General features: G+C 44.9%; 15 protein-coding genes. 8 read left to right on the top strand and 7 right to left on the bottom strand.

All coding sequences use genetic code 11. The features are described 5' to 3' along the window. Positions 1 to 64: 64 nt before the first annotated feature. Positions 65 to 1,465: a DUF1254 domain-containing protein gene (locus tag AB6E08_RS06715; protein ID WP_371707143.1), complete on the bottom strand. Its 1,401-nt coding sequence runs from the start codon at positions 1,463 to 1,465 to the stop codon at positions 65 to 67. Between the two features lie 242 nt (positions 1,466 to 1,707). On the opposite strand from AB6E08_RS06715, the gene AB6E08_RS06720 reads away from it, so the two are divergent. The 6 genes from AB6E08_RS06720 (at position 1,708) to AB6E08_RS06745 (ending at position 9,573) form a co-directional block, all read left to right on the top strand. Beyond that, on the top strand, positions 1,708 to 2,859 hold the full coding sequence (locus AB6E08_RS06720) for an anaerobic sulfatase maturase (RefSeq protein WP_372064808.1): 1,152 nt from the start codon (positions 1,708 to 1,710) through the stop codon (positions 2,857 to 2,859). A gap of 17 nt (positions 2,860 to 2,876) precedes the next feature. Continuing rightward, a complete protein-coding gene (locus AB6E08_RS06725) occupies positions 2,877 to 3,773 on the top strand; it encodes a LysR family transcriptional regulator (protein ID WP_372064805.1) in 897 nt (298 codons plus the stop codon). A 188-nt stretch (positions 3,774 to 3,961) separates the two neighbouring features. Then, positions 3,962 to 5,500, top strand: a complete 1,539-nt coding sequence (locus tag AB6E08_RS06730; protein WP_017096312.1) for a sulfatase-like hydrolase/transferase — start codon at positions 3,962 to 3,964, stop codon at positions 5,498 to 5,500. Between the two features lie 71 nt (positions 5,501 to 5,571). Then, positions 5,572 to 7,020 carry a DUF1254 domain-containing protein gene (locus AB6E08_RS06735; RefSeq protein ID WP_371996199.1) on the top strand — a complete coding sequence of 483 codons (1,449 nt, stop codon included), beginning with the start codon at positions 5,572 to 5,574 and terminating at the stop codon, positions 7,018 to 7,020. Positions 7,021 to 7,196: 176 nt separating this feature from the next. Continuing rightward, the gene (locus AB6E08_RS06740) at positions 7,197 to 8,441 is read left to right on the top strand and encodes an NADH:flavin oxidoreductase/NADH oxidase family protein (protein ID WP_371996197.1); all 1,245 of its coding nucleotides are present in this window, start codon (positions 7,197 to 7,199) and stop codon (positions 8,439 to 8,441) included. A 217-nt stretch (positions 8,442 to 8,658) separates the two neighbouring features. Continuing rightward, entirely contained in the window at positions 8,659 to 9,573 is a 915-nt protein-coding gene (locus tag AB6E08_RS06745; RefSeq protein ID WP_012600117.1) for a LysR family transcriptional regulator, read from the top strand. A 106-nt stretch (positions 9,574 to 9,679) separates the two neighbouring features. Here AB6E08_RS06745 and AB6E08_RS06750 read toward each other — a convergent pair whose 3' ends face one another. Next, entirely contained in the window at positions 9,680 to 10,720 is a 1,041-nt protein-coding gene (locus AB6E08_RS06750) for a DUF1214 domain-containing protein (RefSeq protein WP_102249469.1), read from the bottom strand. Between the two features lie 667 nt (positions 10,721 to 11,387). On the opposite strand from AB6E08_RS06750, the gene AB6E08_RS06755 reads away from it, so the two are divergent. Then, on the top strand, positions 11,388 to 11,624 hold the full coding sequence (locus tag AB6E08_RS06755; protein ID WP_004732244.1) for a YdcH family protein: 237 nt from the start codon (positions 11,388 to 11,390) through the stop codon (positions 11,622 to 11,624). A gap of 281 nt (positions 11,625 to 11,905) precedes the next feature. Here AB6E08_RS06755 and glpD read toward each other — a convergent pair whose 3' ends face one another. The 5 genes from glpD to AB6E08_RS06780 form a co-directional block, all read right to left on the bottom strand. Further along, positions 11,906 to 13,465 carry a glycerol-3-phosphate dehydrogenase gene (gene glpD / locus AB6E08_RS06760; protein WP_371709871.1) on the bottom strand — a complete coding sequence of 520 codons (1,560 nt, stop codon included), beginning with the start codon at positions 13,463 to 13,465 and terminating at the stop codon, positions 11,906 to 11,908. Between the two features lie 270 nt (positions 13,466 to 13,735). Continuing rightward, the gene (locus AB6E08_RS06765; protein WP_017100307.1) at positions 13,736 to 14,521 is read right to left on the bottom strand and encodes a DeoR/GlpR family transcriptional regulator; all 786 of its coding nucleotides are present in this window, start codon (positions 14,519 to 14,521) and stop codon (positions 13,736 to 13,738) included. 275 nt (positions 14,522 to 14,796) lie between these two features. Further along, positions 14,797 to 16,317, bottom strand: coding sequence for a glycerol kinase GlpK (glpK, locus tag AB6E08_RS06770; RefSeq protein ID WP_371707136.1), 1,521 nt, complete (start codon positions 16,315 to 16,317; stop codon positions 14,797 to 14,799). A gap of 59 nt (positions 16,318 to 16,376) precedes the next feature. After that, positions 16,377 to 17,231, bottom strand: a complete 855-nt coding sequence (locus AB6E08_RS06775) for an MIP/aquaporin family protein (RefSeq protein WP_371707135.1) — start codon at positions 17,229 to 17,231, stop codon at positions 16,377 to 16,379. A 448-nt stretch (positions 17,232 to 17,679) separates the two neighbouring features. After that, complete coding sequence (locus tag AB6E08_RS06780; protein WP_012600123.1) at positions 17,680 to 18,111, bottom strand: PACE efflux transporter; 432 nt, start codon at positions 18,109 to 18,111, stop codon at positions 17,680 to 17,682. 130 nt (positions 18,112 to 18,241) lie between these two features. Between AB6E08_RS06780 and AB6E08_RS06785 the strand changes: the two genes are divergently transcribed. Further along, on the top strand, positions 18,242 to 19,129 hold the full coding sequence (locus AB6E08_RS06785) for a LysR family transcriptional regulator (protein ID WP_371996193.1): 888 nt from the start codon (positions 18,242 to 18,244) through the stop codon (positions 19,127 to 19,129). Positions 19,130 to 19,226: the final 97 nt, after the last annotated feature.

A 19,226-nucleotide genomic window follows, 5' to 3' on the forward strand; every position in this document is an offset into this window, starting at 1 on the left:
GCAATTGACTTGATCGACTTAATTGCCTTAGTTGGATTAATCGACGTAATTAACTTAATTGAGGCTAGAGCTTTTCAACTTGTGGCAGTGGATATTCATTGTCGAGAACGGCTTGAGTTGGCTCATACAGGCGCATGTGAAGATAGAAGTCATCTTGAGGCGCGGGTAGCCAGTTACACGTTGGATCGGACGGTTTTACGTATTGAATGCATATTGGCAAGGTGCCGTCTTCTGCGTATTTCAGCTCATCTTTACGATTGGTTGAGATGGAGTAGCGTTGAATGAAGTTCTCAACCATGAACAGGTTTTTAGCGTCGTACATGGTCAACGACCAAAAGGCGTCAGCGGGTGCATCAGCTGGCATGGTCATTCGATATTGATTGTCTCCCGACAGCTGCTCACCATTCGAGTCCGTGTATCGGTTTGGATAGAGTGCTCGCTCTGGCACATTCAAACCAGCCGCACGCATATTGATGCTCGCTCGGCTCAGATAATCATTTCCGTAACGGCCACCCTCGTACATCATCGACCAGCCATTATTGACATCACCGATGCTTCGACCTGCGTATTGAATGATCTGTTGTGAAGACTCAATCGCGCGCATTAGCCCTTTTTTCTGTGCTGAAGTTAGTGATTCAGGGTTAAAGGGGGTCGATCCTCCAATACCAATTTGCTGGAATTGATCAACGATGGCAGCATCTTCTGGAATCGGGTTTTTACGTAGCTCACGGTCAATCAATGAATACCACTCTAACCCTTCAGGCCTCGCCATGGGTGGGATGCGACCTGTCGAAGCTTTAAGTTCTACGATGTCATGCTCTGCGCCGAGTTGAACGAGTGGGTAGCTGAGGAATTTATCGTGAGTAACCAATGCGTCATTGAGATCTTGCTCGCCAAACACGCCCGTTCGTTGAATTAACCAAACCATAGGAGTGCGAGACTCTACGACACGATCAATCCCCTCTGGCACTTCACCAGCCCATCCTTTGTTGACCAAAAGCACTTTTGAACCTTGGTCGCCGACATTCTTCACGTGCAGATCTTCAATCGAATCTGAGTAAGCATCCAATAGCTGAACAATGTAGTAACGGTTATCGGTGCGAGGAATATCAATCACCATTGGACCTGATAAATCCAGATCGTAGTGAGCTTGTGAGTAGAGCGTATCGTTGTTGACGGTCGGTACAATCCTATCCTGAGGTCCGGATAGAACGCGTGTTTTACCCATCTCATTCAATGGTGCCATGGCGTTGTCCATCGGCGCATCAACAGATGTGGTCGTTTGCCTAACCGCAGCAACGGTTAATGGACCCGTACCATAGATAAATGCTTGAACACCTAGATTGTAAGCGAGCTCTTCTTCAGGATTAATAGATTGTTGGGCAAGGGATGGCATCGCGATAATACTGGATAAAGAACACACTAAACTGGTCAGTACACTTTTCTTATAGAGGAGCTTTCTCATAGAACACCTTAGATCGTAGGAACAGAATTAGGCATTTATCATATGAGCAAGTGAGATTAAGGAGTGTAATAGCCGATATTAAGGATGTTAATAGTCTCTTTTTACCTTTCAACTGGTTGTTTTAATTAACATTGATTTAGGGTGGTGAAGTACCCCTACGACGTGTGCGAGTAGGGTGCTTGAGGCGCTATTGTTTGATTGATTTTCGGTTGATATGTTGGCAAAAAAGTACGGGAATCGATATGAACACATCTACTTATCCTTTTAGCTTATTCATTAAAGCAGAAGGGGCTCAGTGCAATCTGGATTGTAGCTACTGCTATTATCTCAATAGACAAGATGGCGATAAAAGATCGTCAATGTCTCTGGACATGATGGAGCAAATTGTCGGTGCTCATATCGACGCGCAGCCAATGAAAGATCAACAAGTGGATTTTATCTGGCACGGTGGCGAGCCTATGTTAAGAGGGCTCGATTTCTATGAAACGGCGATGAAAGCACAGGCAAGCAAAGCGACGAAAAAGCGCATCGTGAATACGATGCAGACCAACGGAACCATGATTAACGATCGCTGGGCGAGTTTCTTTGCTAAACATAATTTCATGATGGGCATCAGTATCGATGGCCCCAATATTCTGAATGACATCGCTCGGATCGACAAAAATGGCGAGTCGTCTTTTGAACGCACAATGCGTGGGATGTCTTACCTAAAGAAGCACAATGTTGATTTTAATACGTTAACGGTCGTGAACAATAAAACCTACAAACACGGTAAAACGATCTATCAGTTTTTGGTTGAAAATGGCAGTGGTTACATGCAGTTTCAGCCTTGTATCGATCATGAGTTAGACAGACGAACAGGGCATGATTGGTCGTTAACCGGTGAGCAGTGGGGGCAATTTCTTTGTGACTTGTTTGATGCATGGAGCGCCAATGATGTCGGTAAAGTGTATATCCAGTTTTTTGAAAACTGTTTAATGGTGTTGATGGGCTACCAAAGCCAAATGTGCCATCACAGCGCGACTTGTGGGCAGCAATTAATGGTTGAGCATGACGGCAATGTTTACAGTTGTGACCATTATGGGTATCAAGATCATCAATTGGGCACCATGAACAGTGATAAGCTTGCAACTATGGCGAGCTCACCAGAACAAATCGCGTTTGGCACCAACAAATATGATGAGTTAAACAGCACTTGTCGACGTTGTGATTTTGTTGAACTCTGCCAAGGTGGTTGCCCAAAAAACAGAATAGCAACAACCGAAGATGGCAGTCCGATGAATCATTTATGCCAAGGGTATGAGATGTTTTTTCGTCACGCATTACCCAAATTATTGCCTATGGTAGAAGCGATGAAAAAAGGGTATTCGCCAGCGTACTTTCCACTTTTCTAAATCATTTGGAGTAGGGCATGACCAAAGACCTAAACTTACTGCGGCTCATTTTGGTGCTTAATGAAACTCGTCAAACGGTGAGTGCAGCCAAAGCCTTGAACGTAAGTCAGCCGACGATCAGTGTCATGCTTCGTAAGCTCAGAGAACAATTTGATGATGAGTTGTTTGTTCGAGATAAAGCAAGGCTTGAACCCACCCCGAAATGCTTGAAGCTTATCGAAACCTTGCCTCTGCTATTAGAGCAACTAGATAATCTATACATACCCAATGATGAGTGGGGCTTGGAAGATTTAAGAGGGGAGGTTCAAATCATGTTGCCTTCCCCGCTGTTGATCCCAGTGGGTGTGCCATTAATCAAAAAGCTGACCAGAGAAGCGCCGCAAGTGACGTTTCAATGCTCACCTTGGTTAGATAATGGGGTGCAGTCTCTAGAGACCAACCGAATGTGTTGGGGAGTGAGCTATCTTCCTATGGACGTCAATAAAACCCTGACGGAACGCCCAGTTGGTTTTGATAAGTTCATGTTGGTGCTAAGAGCTGACCACCCAATTCAAGGCAATTCCCTTGAGGAAATTCTGGAATACCCACTCTGTATCAATATGATCCCTGGTTACATTCAGCCGTCCAAGACGGAAATGTTGATCAAAAAATACGACTTAGATAAACACATCGGGCTCAGAAGCAACAATATGAATTTGATGCTAGAAATCGTTAAAGATAGCGACTTCATCTATGTAACATCGTCGAAATGCCGCTATTTGCTTGATCACTCTTATCGTTGTATCGATTTACCGCCGGAACTGTTGAAAGACACCTATCGTCGAGAATTAGCACTGTTTACTCATCAAGCAAACCGTAATAACCCGTTCACGGATTGGCTTCAAAAAGAAATTACGTCGATTATTCAATCCTAGTGTCACGCTACTCTATTCCTTCTAAATAACTCTCCCTTTCTAACGGCCACTATTAAGAATCGTAATAGTGGCTATCAAGCCATTTTTGGCCTCTTTCTTATACCATTTACCTCAACAATGGTTCGCTGAGACATGCACAATTTTCGTTGTGACTTCAGCGATTTACTCATAGTGAATGAGGGTTATAAATGTATAAGTCTTTTGTTAAATCCGCTCTGGCGCTTTCGGTACTGGCGAGCGTCAACGTACATGCAGCGAGCCAACCCAATGTGGTTGCCATCATGCTCGATGATGTTAGCCCAACGGATCTGTCTGCTTACCACCGTGGTTTAGGCGCGGTGGATACGCCGAACATTGATCGAATTGCCGAACGCGGCATGATGGTCAGCGATTACTACGCGCAAGGCAGCTCTACTGCAGGTCGTTCTGCCTTTATCACAGGTCAATATCCTTTCCGAACAGGCTTAACGTCTGTCGGTCAGCCGGGCTCTTCACTTGGCCTTCAAAAAGAAGATCCAACCCTAGCCGAAATGCTGAAAGACAAAGGCTATGCGACCGTGCATGTCGGTAAAAGTCACCTAGGCGATAACAACAGTCACTTACCAACGGTGCACGGCTTTGATGAATTCTTCGGTTTCCTTTACCACCTCAACGTTATGGAGATGCCTGAACAGCCGGAATTCCCAACAGACCCTAACTTCAGAGGTCGCCCTCGTAATGTTCTTCACACCATCGCTACCGAGAGTGTGGACATGCAAGAAGACCCAAGGTTTGGTGTGGTTGGAAAGCAAACGATTGAAGATAAAGGTCCTTTAGGCTCTAAACGCATGCAAACCGTTGATGGCGAATTTTTGGAGTTTGCTACTAATTGGCTCGATAGACATGAAGCAGAGAAAGACGAACAACCTTACTTCATGTGGTACAACCCGACTCGTATGCACCAAAAAACGCACGTGCGCCCGGAATACCAAGGCGCGAGCCAAATCAACACGTATTACGATGGCTTGATTGAACTTGATGACCAGATCGGTGTATTACTCGATAAGTTAGAAGATCTTGGTGAAATTGATAACACGATAATCTTGTTTACCTCAGACAACGGCGTAAACCTAGATCATTGGCCTGATGGTGGTTCTGCCTCTTTCCGTGGTCAAAAAGGCACGACGTGGGATGGCGGTTTCCGTGTACCAATGCTGGTCAGCTGGCCAGATAAAATCCCTCAAGGTGAATACACCGATGGCTTCATGACTTCTGAAGACTGGGTGCCAACCATTATGGCTGCAGTGGGTGAAGGCGACATTAAGCAAGAACTGCTTGATGGAAAAGAGTTAAACGGCGAGCGTTATCAAGTCCACTTGGATGGTTATAACCAGCTGGATATGTTGACCAAAGGTGAGCCGAGCCAACGCCATGAGTTCTTCTTCTACAACGAGCAAGATTTGAATGCGTTCCGAGTTGATGATTGGAAAGTGCACCTAAAAACCAAAACGGAGTGGATTGCGCCTCCTGAAGAGTGGCCACTAGGGATGCTCATCAACATCAAGGCTGATCCTTATGAGCGTAGCCCTGATACTCGTGGTTGGTTCTTATGGATGAAAGAGAAGTCTTGGGTACTACCAAAGCTGCAAAAATCAGCGGCGGAATATCAGAAGTCACTCAAAGCGTTTCCACCAAGACAGAAAGCCGGTGGTATTGGTATGGCAGACAAATCAGTGGTTGCTGACTAACCCAAATACGACTAATACAAGGTGTGCTGTAACAAGCGCACCTTACATATTGCTTTTAGTTGGGACATTAAATGATGAAAAAAAACATACTTGCGGCAGCACTGACTTGTGCTTTCATGGTTGCACTTCCGTCTCCGGTACTTGCGAGCCAATCCGTGGACGCGACCAGCGCAGCTGTGGCAACAAAAACAGCAATGGGGATAAAAACGGAAACTCTCCCCGTTGAGATGGCGAGTTTAGCGTCGCTCAAAAAGGATAATCAGCTATTGGCACAACTTGCCTATGAGTACGCGTACTCGATAGATGAAGCCTACAAATACTTTTACAAAACCGTCGTTGAGCAAGATTACCCTTTGAATCGATTCCAAAATATTCGAATACTTGCTGACGACACTTACACTGCGCACCCGACGATTAACAATGACACGTTACATTTGATGGGTTGGATGGATCTAGCAGCAGAGCCTGTCATCGTTACGATTCCAGACCATGATGACAATCGATACTGGTTGTTCCATACCATGAATATGCAGCACTTTACTGACTCGGCTTTTGGCTCTCCACAGCGAGGCACAAAAGGCGGCAGTTTCATGTATGCAGTTGAAGGGTGGAAAGGTGAAGTGCCTGCGAGTGTCGATCAAGTCATCTATGTCGAGCACCCGCTGGTCAAAATGATGGGTCGAATCATGGACCTTGGCGGTGACGATTCTGCAACTGCTCAAAAGTTAATGGATCAATGGAATGTTAGGACGTTGTCGGAATACTTAGGTCAGAAAGGGCCAGTTCCTATTGAGCGCGAGTATCCAGATCCTGAAGACTCTAATTGGGTCGAGCGAACCAATTTCATTCTGTCTGAAGGAACCATGAAGGCACATGACCAAAAGCTGCTTGAACTGTTTGAGTACATTGGCTTAGGAGATGTTGAATTAGGCAAAGCCAGTCATCCATTTACGGCAGAGCAGCTTAGTATGATCGAGTCTGGTCAAAAAGACGGACTGGAACGAATCATCAATGCGGGCTTTGATGATTCACGAGACGTATTAGGCTCTCGCGATGAAATGACTAAGGTTCCAAGCTTTCAGCACGCCTACGGCACCTTAATGGGCCAATGGGGGCTGCCTGCAAAACACACTATGTACAGCGGTGACTTCTTCGATAGTGAAGGTGGTGCGCTCGACGGTAGTAAGTATGATTACACGGTGACCTTCGATGCGCCACCGCTAGAAGAGGGTGGTTTTTGGTCATACACTGCCTACAGTGGTGAAACCCGATTGATGGAGAAAAATGACTTAAACCGTCATTCCCGTGGAGACAGAACGCTAACACCTAATGCTGATGGCAGCTACACCATTTACATGAGTAGCGATGTAAAAGGGCATGAAGATGATCCTAACTTCTTACCTATCCCCGATCATCAATGGTATTCAGTGTTACGTATGTACACGCCCGGTGAAGAGGTAAGAACAGATAAATGGAAATCGACACCATTTACCAAGGTCAAAAAATCCACGATAAAGTGATGACTTAAATCGCCTGTTTAAGGTTTTGTTTATAATCGATTAATGCCAGCTGCTATGCCGCTGGCATTTTTTATTGAGCGAAACTTGCTTCGAAATAGGCGTTAAATGCTCAGAACTGTCGGATAAAATAGGGCATACTGGACTGAATATATAAACCAAAGAAAGTAACCACGCGCATGAATCCAATTTGCCTCAACGACCCTTTTTCTCTTCCTAATGGCCAAGTGATCAAAAATCGCCTGTTCAAATCGGCAATGAGTGAACAGCTAGGTGATAAACACCATAACCCTAAGCGAGGTTTGGTCACGCTCTATCAGCGTTGGGCTCAAGGAGGAATTGGTCTATCCATAACGGGTAACGTGATGGTCGATAGAGGCGCGCTTGGTGAACCTAAAAACGTTGTGTTAGATGAGCACAGTGACTTAACCGTATTTCGTGAGTGGGCGAAGGCTGGAACACAAAATGGTTCGCAGATATGGATGCAATTGAACCACCCAGGAAAGCAAATTCCTAAATTCTTATGTGATAGCCCCGTTGCTCCTTCGGCGATTTCTTTAGAGCGCGGGTTAGAGAAAGGCTTCAATACGCCACGAGCTCTGATTGAGACGGAAATAATCGCAATCATTGATAAATTCGCGCTGAGTGCAAAGCTTTCAAAACAAGCAGGCTTTACTGGCGTGCAGATTCACGGTGCTCATGGTTATCTCGTGAGTCAGTTTTTGTCTTCGAGACACAATCAACGCCAAGACAAATGGGGTGGCTCACTCGAAAACAGACTTCGTTTTGTGCTTGAGGTTTATCGCGCGATTCGAAAAGAGGTCGGTGAAGATTTCCCTGTCGGAATTAAGCTCAACAGCGCCGACTTCATGAAAGGTGGCTTCACTGAAGAAGAGTCGATGCAGGTTGTGCAAACACTGAGTGATAACGGTATCGACCTGATTGAGATCTCTGGCGGCACCTATGAAAGTCCATCAATGATGGGTTCAAAGAGCAAATCTGAATCAATCAAGTCCAGCACGGTAAAGCGTGAAGCGTATTTTATGGATTACATGGTGAAGGCGAGAAAGCTTGTGAGCACTCCGCTGGTGGTCACGGGTGGTTTTCGAACCGCGCAAGCAATGAATGAAGCATTAAACACCTCGGCGACCGATTTTATTGGTATTGCGCGCACAATGGCGGTTGATCCTGATTTCCCTAACAAGTTAATTGAAGACCCTAGCCACGGCATGCCACTAACCGTGCCAACCACAGGAAAGCCCGCTTTAGACAAGATGGCGATGGTCGGGCTGGTTTGGTATGAACATCAGATGTGGCGCATTGCCTCTGGCAAGAACGCCGACCCAAAACTAAGCGCACTCGGTGTGGTGTTAAAAACAATTTTCAGCGCCGGCTGGCACGCTTTCAAAAAGCGCAGAGCGTAAGCAGTCATGGATTGTTAAAGCAGAACTTTGAGGAATTGAAGTTCTGCTTTTTCTATGATGATTTATTGTTTAGTTTGTCTAGATAGTAAGAAAGAGCTAAAGATCGTTAAGCGAATCAATCGTCAAATGAGCCATAATGAGAGAGATCTTCGCTAAGTTAGCGTTTATCGCCAGACGGCTAAATATCTCCCTGACCAAATTTTAATGACAGGTAACTATGAAACAATTGGATCTCAATTTAATCCGCGTTTTTCTGGTTTTGCTAGAAACCCAAAATACTCGCATTGCTGGCAATAAATTGGCGCTGAGTCAGCCCGCAGTGAGTAAAGCACTAGGGCGATTGAGAGAGTACTTTGATGACGAATTGTTTACTCGTGTCCATTCCGGTTTGAAGCCAACTCCACGTGCGTTAGAGCTTGGTGAACGACTGCCAATGATCATGGAAAGCTTGGACGACGTGATTCTTGAAACTCCAAGCTTTGACCCTGCCGAGTATCAAGGCAACATCACGATTGCGATTAACGGTTTTATCTCGAACTGGCTTGGGGCGCGTTTATGCCTTGGTCTCATTCAAGAAGCGCCCAATGCTCAAGTCAATATCGTTAATTGGGGCTCTCAAACGCTGAAAAAATTGTTGGATGGCGAGATACAAGCAGCTATCAACTTTTCTCCAATCGACACGAATAAGCAGTTTACCCATCAGATTATCGGTGAGGATGACTTTGTCGGGTTGGTTAAAACCGGCCATCCATTAGCTGGCAAAGTGATTTCACAGCAAGAGATAGATGAAGCGGAATACGCGAGTTTGGTGATACCGGGGTGGAATGATATTCAGCCTTATATCGCCAAGCATTTGTCGACAGAGCAGCTTAAAGTGAAAGCAAGAAGCTCGTATTTGCACACGCTATTAGAGGTCATTAAACAAAGTGACATGATTCTACCGTGTTCCAAGCAGCTTGCTCTTTATCTTAATGAAGAGTTCGATTATCTCTCTTTTCCTGATTATGCACCGGAAGAGCTCAAAAAAATCGTGCTGGTGGAATCTCATAACAAGAGAATGCACCCGATGAATCAATGGCTTAAGCGAAAAATTATCACTACCTCCCAAACCATCATAAAAGAAAAGCAATAAGCCTCTCAAATGAGAGGCTAGGTTATTGTTAGTAGTTGTTATTGTTAGCAGCTGTTATTGCCAGTTAATTAACACTAATCACTCGCAACTCAGTCGTTATTCCCCGCTATTGAGCAGTGACCTGTGGGAAGTTGTGCATCTCACCTGATGCTACCGCTTCATCACTAGGACGGTATGCACGAACCGCAAAGTTCCAGCCATCATCGTTTACTTCAATTACGTTATTTGCAGCGTCACAGGTTTGCCCTTTTGGCGCAAAGTGGATCGTGTAAGAACCGTCTTTATTGGGTGTTGATGTCGTTGAATCAGCACTGTTGTTGTTCGTCATCAACCAGCCTTGGCTTGAATAGGCCGTAATTGACCAATAACCGCCTTCGTCATAACGTAATGAGGGTGCTTCAAACGTGATGTTTGCACATTCTGTTTTACCTGTGCCCGCTCGTGATGTATACACAGCATGCTCTGCCGGCATACCAGCCCAACCCACCGCAGTACCAATCATAAACTGCTTGTTATCTGATGTTGCTGTGATGTTTGGTGTGAAGGCTTCTTCTGTCTTGATGTCATTAACTAGCTTCTCCCATTTTGCTCGGACGTTATCTCGAGATGCATCATCCCAATCTGAAGCAGGTTCAAAAGGCTTAGCTGATTTCGCATTAATGACCGCCGCATCTTGCAGTCGATGCGCTTCATCTGCGCCAGCACTTGTTGCAGTTCGCATCAGTATGTAGATGTAGTCTGAACCTGCGATTTCTGAGTCGATGTAAATTTCTTCGCCACCATAAATGGCCATGTGGTTATCATGATTGTTATTGAAGATATGCATGATCTGGTACGCATCGCCTTCCGCCAGTTTGAATGTTGCGCCTTCTGAGACATCGACAACCGCGGTTGAATAGAGCAGGTCGGTGTTAGAGCGGATAATCATTTGGTTCTCTACCGTTACGTTCTCACGATTATGCTCAAAAACATTAACCGGTTGATGCTCTAACTGTTGAGTGAAGTAAAGGTCGCTTTCTGCACGAGCGAAGTTTTCGTCGGTTACTTCAACTGCTGCCATTGTTTGCATTGATGTGATGGTAATCAGTGTTGCTAAAATGGTCTTTTTCATGTCGTTTACCTTGAGGTCGTCATTAGGAGATGACACTAATGTATCGCTTTGGTTGTGATTCTAAAAATGAATTGATGTTATTTAGATAATAACCTAAAGGAATTGATACGCTGGTTTTTGTGAAGCTTAGAGAGAGTCGTGACTGTTTTTTGTTCGTTTGGTGAAAGTTTTTTGCATGGAGACTGGTCGTTAATTAATGAAGCGATGCTTTGTTCATTAACTAAGGCTTTATCGGCAGGTAAGGCTTTAGTTAATGACTGAGGTATCCGCGCTTTAAAGCACTATGCTTTAGTCATGACTAAAAGAGGATTAATTATGAAATGGCTTATCTTATCTGTAACGCTATTGTTCGTGGCAGGATGCCAATCGACAGGCTCTGACACGTCTTCACATGATCAAATGAATCGAGTTCATTCTGGTGGTTGTAGCAGCTAATCCTTTTTTGAAAATACTTTTTAGCTGCTGTTATTATCATTTCTGTCACTGTTCTTATAAAGAACTCACTTCTACAAAGCCTTGCGATTACGTGAGGCTTTCTTCTATGTAAAACAACGCATCCCTGCCGATTTATGTTGTAAATTTGTGAATCTGAACTGTCTATATTCTAGGCTGTGTACTGGATCTCATTTGTTATTTGAGTCCCTTGCTAAGGTAAATAATGAATGTGTACTACCAATCACTTTACTCAACTTAAGAGGTTTCTATGCTAGGTGAAAATCACTCTCTTGTTCACGAATTTCCTGAAATGAAAGACAAAATTGCTGAGCTTGCTAAAACTGACGATGGCTTTGCAGCAGATATGAAGACATACGACAACCTTGATAAAGAGATTCGTAAACTAGAGCTGAAAGATTCACCCATTGATGACGGCTCGATGCACCAATTGAAACATGATCGTTCTGAGCTTAAAGATTCACTGCATGCTCGTTTAACTGGCTAGTGAGTTGGTAATTTTGCTGACTAGCTAAGTTAAATCGTTAGATCGCTAAACGGTTACTGCAGGTTTAGACAATAAAAACTCCTTCGGGAGTTTTTTTTCGTTTCTGCATTCCAGTCTCTATCTGAACGCATAAGAATATTTGGATACAAGAAACCGTAGATATAGACAAACTCAGTTAGCACTAAGGTTTTGTAAATAGGGTGGATATAAAAAAGCTTAGCGCGGGGGACGCTAAGCTTCGTTGTTAAGTATGTTCTTGAACCATGCTTAGGCTGGTGGGGTTAGCCTACTTGAGAAAAGCTCACTACCTTGCTTTGTAGTTTCTCTTTCAGGTAATCCGTTACTGCTTGCTGCTCTGATTCACTCATGTACAGGCCAAGCTTGGTTCTGCGCCACAAGATGTCTTCGTCTGTCATCGCCATCTCTTCATTGATCAAGTAATCGATTTCAACTTGATAAACGCCATGTGCCTCGCTTGAGAATTGAATGCCAAGGTCAGCTTCGCTATTTGCGCCTTCCAGTAGTTTCCACGTGTAAGTACCGAATTGAGTCACGTAACGAAGCAATAGCGCTTCAGATGCCCAAGGGTATTTAGTGTGGATCATCTTCGCAAGCTGCTCTCTGCTGCAACTAAAGTTACCGCCTGGAAGCGTGTCGTTCGCTGTCCATGGTGCACCCATGTTGGTTAGGTGTGGCTCAAGCTTCTTAAGTGCCGCTTCGCCGAGCTTACGATAAGTGGTCAACTTGCCACCGAAGATCGAAAGCAGTGGCGCTTGATCGAGCTCTGCGTCCAATTCCAACGTGTAGTCACGAGTGATCGCTTGTGGTGAATCCGATTCGTCGTCACAAAGCGGTCTTACGCCACTGTATGTCCAAACCACATCTTCACGGCCAAGCTGTTTAACAAAGTGTTGGTTAACAATATCAATCAAGTAATCCACTTCGACATCATCAATTGCGACGTTACGTGGGTCGCCTTTGTATTCAAGGTCGGTAGTGCCGATGATCGAGAACTTATCTAGGTAAGGGATCATGAACACAATACGATTGTCTTTGTTTTGCAGGATGTACGCTTGTGGTTCGTCGTGAATACGTGGCACAACAATGTGAGAGCCTTTGATCAGACGAATATTACGAGGCGAAGCTTGCTCTAATCCATCATCAAAGAACTGCTTAACCCAAGGGCCAGCTGCGTTGACCAGTGCTTTCGCTTTACGTTCAAAACGCTGGTTTGTCATCACATCAAGGATCGTCACATGCCAGATGCCGCCTTCACGGTGCGCTTTTTCAACTCGGCAGTAGTTACGAACTTCTGCGTTGTTTTCTTTTGCTGCTAATACGTTGAGCAACACCATACGCGCATCATCAACCCAGCAATCTGAGTATTCGAAGCCTGTCTTCATTTCTGGTTTCAGTAGGCCTGATTTCGCTAAGTTGACGGTCTTACTTCCAGGAAGAGTGGTGCGCTTACCCAAGTTATCGTAAAGGAATAGGCCACAGCGAATCATCCAAGCCGGGCGTAAAAATGGTCGATGTGGTAAACGGAAACGCATTGGTTGAGCAACATGAGGTGCTTTTCTTAACAAGACTTCACGTTCCGCGAGTGCTTCCGAAACCAAACGAAACTCGTAATGTTCAAGGTAGCGTAGGCCACCGTGGATAAGCTTTGAGCTGGCAGAAGACGTTGCAGATGCGAAATCATTTGCTTCGTATAAGCCAACGTTTAGACCACGACCTGATGCGTCTGCCGCGATGCCTGCACCGTTGATGCCGCCGCCAATCACGATCAAGTCTAAAGTGGAAGGTGTACTGTTGTTTGAATTATTTTGTTGAGCACTCATGGTTTTGACCTCTTTCTGAGCGAACGAGCATTTTAGAACATAATTGAATCCTATATGAACTTTCGTTTGCGGTCATTTATTATTTTCGTTTATGCGCGTTTTATGTGATTTGGGCATAAAAAAACCTCTGCTTATGAAGGCAGAGGTTCAAATAAGTCTAATTCGAGCATAGAAGCGACAGTGACAGCGAGCAAGTTTTACTTTATTAACTTTTCTATAAAGAATCGTGAATCATTTAAGAAAGTGGCGTCACTGAGCTCTTATGTTTAGTTATTCGCTCATAGGACGAGCGGTATCGATCACTTCTAATGGTATTGCGGAATCTTTAAGGATGTTGAGAATCTCTTCTGGTGGCTGCTTATTAGTAAACACCATGTGGGCTTGAGAGATATTACCGAGCTTAACCATCGCGTTACGGCCAAACTTAGTGTGGTCGACGGCTAAGAAGATGCTGCGACTGTTTTCGATGATGGCTTGTTTCACTCGAACTTCGTGGTAGTCAAAATCGAGTAACGAGCCGTCAAAGTCGATGCCACTGATGCCCAAGATACCGAAATCGAGGCGGAACTGCTTCACGAAATCGAGTGTCGCTTCACCGACGATGCCACCATCGCGGTTACGTACTTCACCGCCCGCCAAGATAACCTTGATCTCAGGGTTCGGTAGAAGGATGCTTGCAACGTTAATGTTGTTGGTCACAACTCGTAGCTGTTTGTGGTTTTTGTTGAGTGCGCGAGCAACCGATTCAGGTGTGGTGCCGATATCAACGAACAAGGTTGCGCCATCTGGGATATGTTTAACCAGCTCGTCGGCGATCACGTCTTTTTCGTTGAAGTTAAGCGCTTTACGCGTGTTATAAGAGGTGTTTTCTGAGCTTAAAGGAATGGTTGCACCACCGTGATAGCGACGGATTTTGTTGCTATCGGCAAGTTCATTGAGGTCTCGTCTGATGGTTTGTGGGCTAACATCGAACTTTTCAACGAGCTCATCGGTACTCACATATCCTTGTGTTTTTACCAGATCTACAATCTGCTGGTGTCTTGGTATCTGCTTCACTTAACTTACCACTCCCTGCGCGCAAAGGGCTCTAGCGCGTCAAAATCGAAAATATAAACTCACACTATTGTGCTCGAATTGATGAAAAGAGAGAAGTAATGATGGTAAGGAATCATGTCTAAACCGCAAAAACGCTGCTCAAAACATGGAATTTGAGCCTGAAACGCAAAAAAGAGCACAAAATAGTGCTCTTTTTAGTTTCGTTTGCTGAGGTTCGAACAATCGAATCGATTAATAAGGGATTATTCGTGCTCCTCTGTTAACTCACGCTTAGATTACTCTTCGTCGTCATCGTGCAGTTCAGACCAAACCTGTGCACACTTGATAGCACGCTTCCAACCTTTGTAACGGCGGTTACGCTTCTCTTCGTCGTGGTGTGGCATGAAGGTACGGTTAAGAACGGCTTTGTCTTGAAGCTCGTCAATGCTGTCCCAGAAACCAACCGCTAGGCCAGCAAGGTAAGCGGCACCAAGAGCCGTTACTTCTGTTACTTCCGGGCGGTGAACTTCAGTATCCAGCACGTCTGATTGGAATTGCATTAGGAAGTTGTTCGCTACTGCGCCGCCATCAACACGTAGTTTCGCTAGCTTGATGCCTGAATCCGCTTGCATCGCGTCTAGTACGTCACGCGTTTGGTAAGCAATGCCTTCCAGCGTTGCACGGATGATGTGGCTAGAGTTAACACCACGAGTTAGGCCGACAATCGTACCGCGAGCATAAGCATCCCAGTAGGGTGCGCCTAGGCCAGTAAATGCAGGAACCACGTAAACGCCGTTTGAAGAGTCTACTTTGGTTGCGAAGTACTCAGAGTCTTCTGCACCAGCCAGTAGCTTCATTTCATCACGTAGCCATTGGATAGATGCGCCACCCATGAATACCGCACCTTCAAGCGCGTATGCAGGCTCGCCTTTAGGGCCACATGCTAGCGTTGTTAGTAGACCATTCTTCGATGTTACTTTCTCTTGGCCTGTGTTCATTAGAAGGAAACAACCCGTGCCGTAAGTATTCTTAGCTTGGCCTGCTTCTACACACATTTGACCGTAAAGTGCAGCTTGTTGGTCACCCGCAATACCCGCGATTGGGATACGCGTACCGCCTTTACCACCAAGGTTCGTTTGACCGTATACCTCTGAAGAGCGTTTTACTTCTGGCATCATGACTGCTGGAATGCCCATTTCATCAAGTAGCTTCTGATCCCAGCATAGGTCGTTGATGTTGAACAACATAGTACGTGACGCGTTGGTGTAATCCGTAACGTGTACACGTCCTTGAGTCATTTTCCAAACCAACCAAGTATCAACTGTACCGAACAGTAGTTTGCCAGCTTCTGCGTCTTCGCGAGCGCCTTCAACGTTGTCTAGAATCCATTTTACTTTGGTACCTGAGAAATACGGGTCAAGGACTAAGCCTGTATTGTCACGTACGTAGTCTTCTAGGCCACGTGCTTTAAGGTCTTCACAGATGTCTGCTGTACGGCGACACTGCCATACGATGGCGTTATAAACCGGCTTACCCGTTTCTTTGTTCCAAACAATGGTGGTTTCACGTTGGTTAGTGATACCGATACCCGCTAGCTCGTCGCTGCGAATGCCTGCTTTAGCAAGTGCTTCAACCAATGTAGAGCTTTGAGTTGCCCAGATTTCCATTGGGTCATGCTCAACCCAACCGGCTTTAGGATAAATCTGAGTAAATTCGCGTTGAGAAGAGCTTACGATGTTTGCATCGTGGTCGAGGATTACAGCGCGAGAGCTTGTGGTGCCTTGGTCTAGGGCAACAATGTATTTTTGCTCGGTCATGGTAAGAATCCTTTTTCTTTTGTTATTTATATTTTAGTAAATGTAGGGGCGCTTAGTGATTAAGCTTGAGCTTGTTCAGCTTCTTGTTCTGTTTCACATTGGTTTGGAATTGTGCAGCCTTGGCCTTCAATAGGTAGGTAAGCACCGATAACACGTGGGTACAACCAGCCACCAAAACATGCACCCGCAATTGGAGCAAGGATTGGTACGATGAAGTAAGGAATATCACGAGCACCTGTTAGTGCGAAATCCCAACCTGCAAAGTAAGCAAACAGTTTTGGTCCGAAGTCACGAGCAGGGTTCATTGCAAAGCCAGTCAGTGGACCTAAAGAACCACCAATTACCGCGATAAGAATACCGATCAGTAGAGGGTTCATTGCGCCGCGAGATGCGCCATTGTTCTCATCACCTAACGCCAAAATTGCAAACATCAACACTGCAGTAATCACGAATTCCACAGCAAAAGCGCCGAAGAAAGAGAGTGAAGCATGTGGGTAAGTCGAGAAGATACCAGCAGTTGATAGTGCGTCTTGGCTGCTACGAACGAAGTTATGTGCGATTTCGTAGTCAGTAAATAGGTTGCTGTACAGGCTGTAAACCAATGCTGCAGAGCAGAAAGCGCCAAGCAGTTGCGAAATGATGTAAGGCACCACTTTCGCTTTATCAAAGCCATGGAACATGGCCAGTGCAATCGTTACTGCTGGGTTGATGTGTGCGCCTGAAACGCCGGCAGTACAGTAAATTGCAATCGCAACACCGAAGCCCCAGATGATGCTGATTTCCCATTGTCCGAATGTCGCACCAGTTAATACCAGAGCGGCCACACAGCCAACGCCAAAGAATATGAGTAATCCTGTACCGATAAATTCAGCCAAGCATTGCCCAAATAAAGAAGGGTGTTTGTTTGTTGTCATGTTCGAGTCCTTTTTAGTTTTGCTTATCTAGCACGTGTATTGTGCATATATTTGCGAACTCGAAAATAAACGAACATCAAAAGTGAGCGTTTGAGCATAAAATTGTTAATTAAAGTCACTTGAAATGTTAATCCGAACACTTTTGCTCGGAAAAGATGCTCGCATGAACGTCATTGCTCGAATTGATAGGTTGCGAAGCCGCTCAAACTACCTATATGTAAATGAATGCGCAACTGGTACGAGGAGTTTATGTTTGGATTTGTGATGCTACTTCGTGAGTGGCGGATTATTAGACTTAATTAGGGAGGGCTGTGTGATGTTTTTGCTATGTAACAAGGGCGTTAACAAATGAGCTTATATGCATAAATGAATAAACTGCCAACTATGTTGTAGTTTGGCAGTTTTCATTTGGGTGTATGTTCTTGTTATACGAGACGAACTTACCGCTCTAAACCAGAGCTGCAACTTTTCCTTTCGAAACCAATTGAGCTCGGATTGAGTCATACGCCCAATTGAACGCAATCGCGTAAAGTACGAAGAAAATAACTAGGCCGATGTCCATGATCAGTACGGTTAGGAAGTCGAGTTGTAGAACCCACATCAAGACAGGCAAAGTCACTGTCATTAAGCCAAGCTCAAAACCTAATCCGTGCAGAACACGTGTTTTCTTGGTTCTTTTGCTTCGGTCTGCTCCGTAAATTTTGTCGTAGCCATAGTTGTAAACGTAGTTCCACGCCATCGCTATCAATGATATTGCGAGCGCTAAGCCTGCCATTTCGCCTGCGCCGTTTCCTGTAATATAGGTTGCAAGCCCTGCCATCAAAACCAAAGCAACCAATTCAAATAGCACCATGTGCAACATGCGTTCTTTATGTGACATTTTTCTAACTCTCTTTACGATTAAATAGCCGCCGATGGGCTAATGACTTGGCTAGATAATATCTAGTTAAGTGATAATATAAAGATAGTTACTATCACATATGGTGATAATAAGTTTTGGGAGAAACCGAATGTACAACATTGAACAGCTGAAAATGTTTGTGTATGCCGTTGAATTAGGGTCATTTTCTGCCAGTGCTCGTCATTTAGGGAAGGTGCAGTCGGCGGTAAGCCAAGGCATCAGTAATCTTGAAATAGATTTTAATGTTGAGCTTTTTGATCGTTCGACTCGAAAGCCTTCACTAACCAAAGCAGGCGAGCAGTTATTTAAACAGGTGAAAGCGATCGTGCTTCAGGTTGAAGATCTGAATGTGACGGTTAGTGTGATGGGTAGCGGTGAAGAGGGGCTCATCAAAATTGCATTAGATGATTCATTACTGGTTCCGAACTTATCTAAGATCCTTAGTCAGTTCAGTCAACAATTCCCTGCTACTGAAGTTGAACTGGTTGCGTGTACCACAACAGAGGTCAATCCGTTAATTATCGAAGAGAGAGCCGACATTGGATTGATGTTTACCAACTTGGCTTTTGATGTCGGTTCTGAGCCATGCTTTATCGGTCACTTACCGTTTATTGCTGTGTGTCATCCAAGTCATGCGCTCGCAAAAACAGGTGTGGCGAAACTCACTGACTTACTCCCGCATCGTCAGTTAATGTTGAGGGGAGACAAAGGCAAGGTGATGGATCAGTTTCCGCTGATTGCCGGAAAGGTATGGTGGTCAAACAGCTTTATTGTGATCAAAGAGATGGTACTCGGCAGTGATATTGGCTGGGCATACTTACCTAAACACCTTGTCGAAGAGGAGCTGAATAAGCAGCGTTTAGTGGAGATTAATGTCTCATTCGATCACAAAACATGGTCGCCTCCCGTTGATCTTGTTTTGTCTAAAACACGCTCGAAAGGCCCTGCGTTACTTTGGCTTGAACAAGCATTGAAAGGCTTATTAGACGAAACGTAAACTGGACGAGACTTAAATTGGATCAAACTGAATAAAGAAAAGGCTCACCGTTTAACGTGTGAGCCTTTCTGTTTGATGTGATGCTGCTTTTTGTTAG

The sequence above is a fragment of the Vibrio sp. 10N.247.310.24 genome (assembly GCF_041467175.1).
Classification (GTDB): domain Bacteria; phylum Pseudomonadota; class Gammaproteobacteria; order Enterobacterales; family Vibrionaceae; genus Vibrio; species Vibrio tasmaniensis_A.

What these genes read in the sequence shown, in the direction of transcription:
- AB6E08_RS06725 (WP_372064805.1), top strand. Translation starts at nt 2,877, where the DNA reads ATGACCAAAGACCTAAACTTACTGCGGCTCATTTTGGTGCTTAATGAA.
- AB6E08_RS06745 (WP_012600117.1), top strand. Translation starts at nt 8,659, where the DNA reads ATGAAACAATTGGATCTCAATTTAATCCGCGTTTTTCTGGTTTTGCTA.
- AB6E08_RS06775 (WP_371707135.1), bottom strand. Translation starts at nt 17,231, where the DNA reads ATGACAACAAACAAACACCCTTCTTTATTTGGGCAATGCTTGGCTGAA.
- AB6E08_RS06755 (WP_004732244.1), top strand. Translation starts at nt 11,388, where the DNA reads ATGCTAGGTGAAAATCACTCTCTTGTTCACGAATTTCCTGAAATGAAA.
- AB6E08_RS06735 (WP_371996199.1), top strand. Translation starts at nt 5,572, where the DNA reads ATGATGAAAAAAAACATACTTGCGGCAGCACTGACTTGTGCTTTCATG.
- AB6E08_RS06720 (WP_372064808.1), top strand. Translation starts at nt 1,708, where the DNA reads ATGAACACATCTACTTATCCTTTTAGCTTATTCATTAAAGCAGAAGGG.
- AB6E08_RS06730 (WP_017096312.1), top strand. Translation starts at nt 3,962, where the DNA reads ATGTATAAGTCTTTTGTTAAATCCGCTCTGGCGCTTTCGGTACTGGCG.
- glpK (WP_371707136.1), bottom strand. Translation starts at nt 16,317, where the DNA reads ATGACCGAGCAAAAATACATTGTTGCCCTAGACCAAGGCACCACAAGC.
- AB6E08_RS06780 (WP_012600123.1), bottom strand. Translation starts at nt 18,111, where the DNA reads ATGTCACATAAAGAACGCATGTTGCACATGGTGCTATTTGAATTGGTT.
- glpD (WP_371709871.1), bottom strand. Translation starts at nt 13,465, where the DNA reads ATGAGTGCTCAACAAAATAATTCAAACAACAGTACACCTTCCACTTTA.
- AB6E08_RS06785 (WP_371996193.1), top strand. Translation starts at nt 18,242, where the DNA reads ATGTACAACATTGAACAGCTGAAAATGTTTGTGTATGCCGTTGAATTA.
- AB6E08_RS06740 (WP_371996197.1), top strand. Translation starts at nt 7,197, where the DNA reads ATGAATCCAATTTGCCTCAACGACCCTTTTTCTCTTCCTAATGGCCAA.
- AB6E08_RS06715 (WP_371707143.1), bottom strand. Translation starts at nt 1,465, where the DNA reads ATGAGAAAGCTCCTCTATAAGAAAAGTGTACTGACCAGTTTAGTGTGT.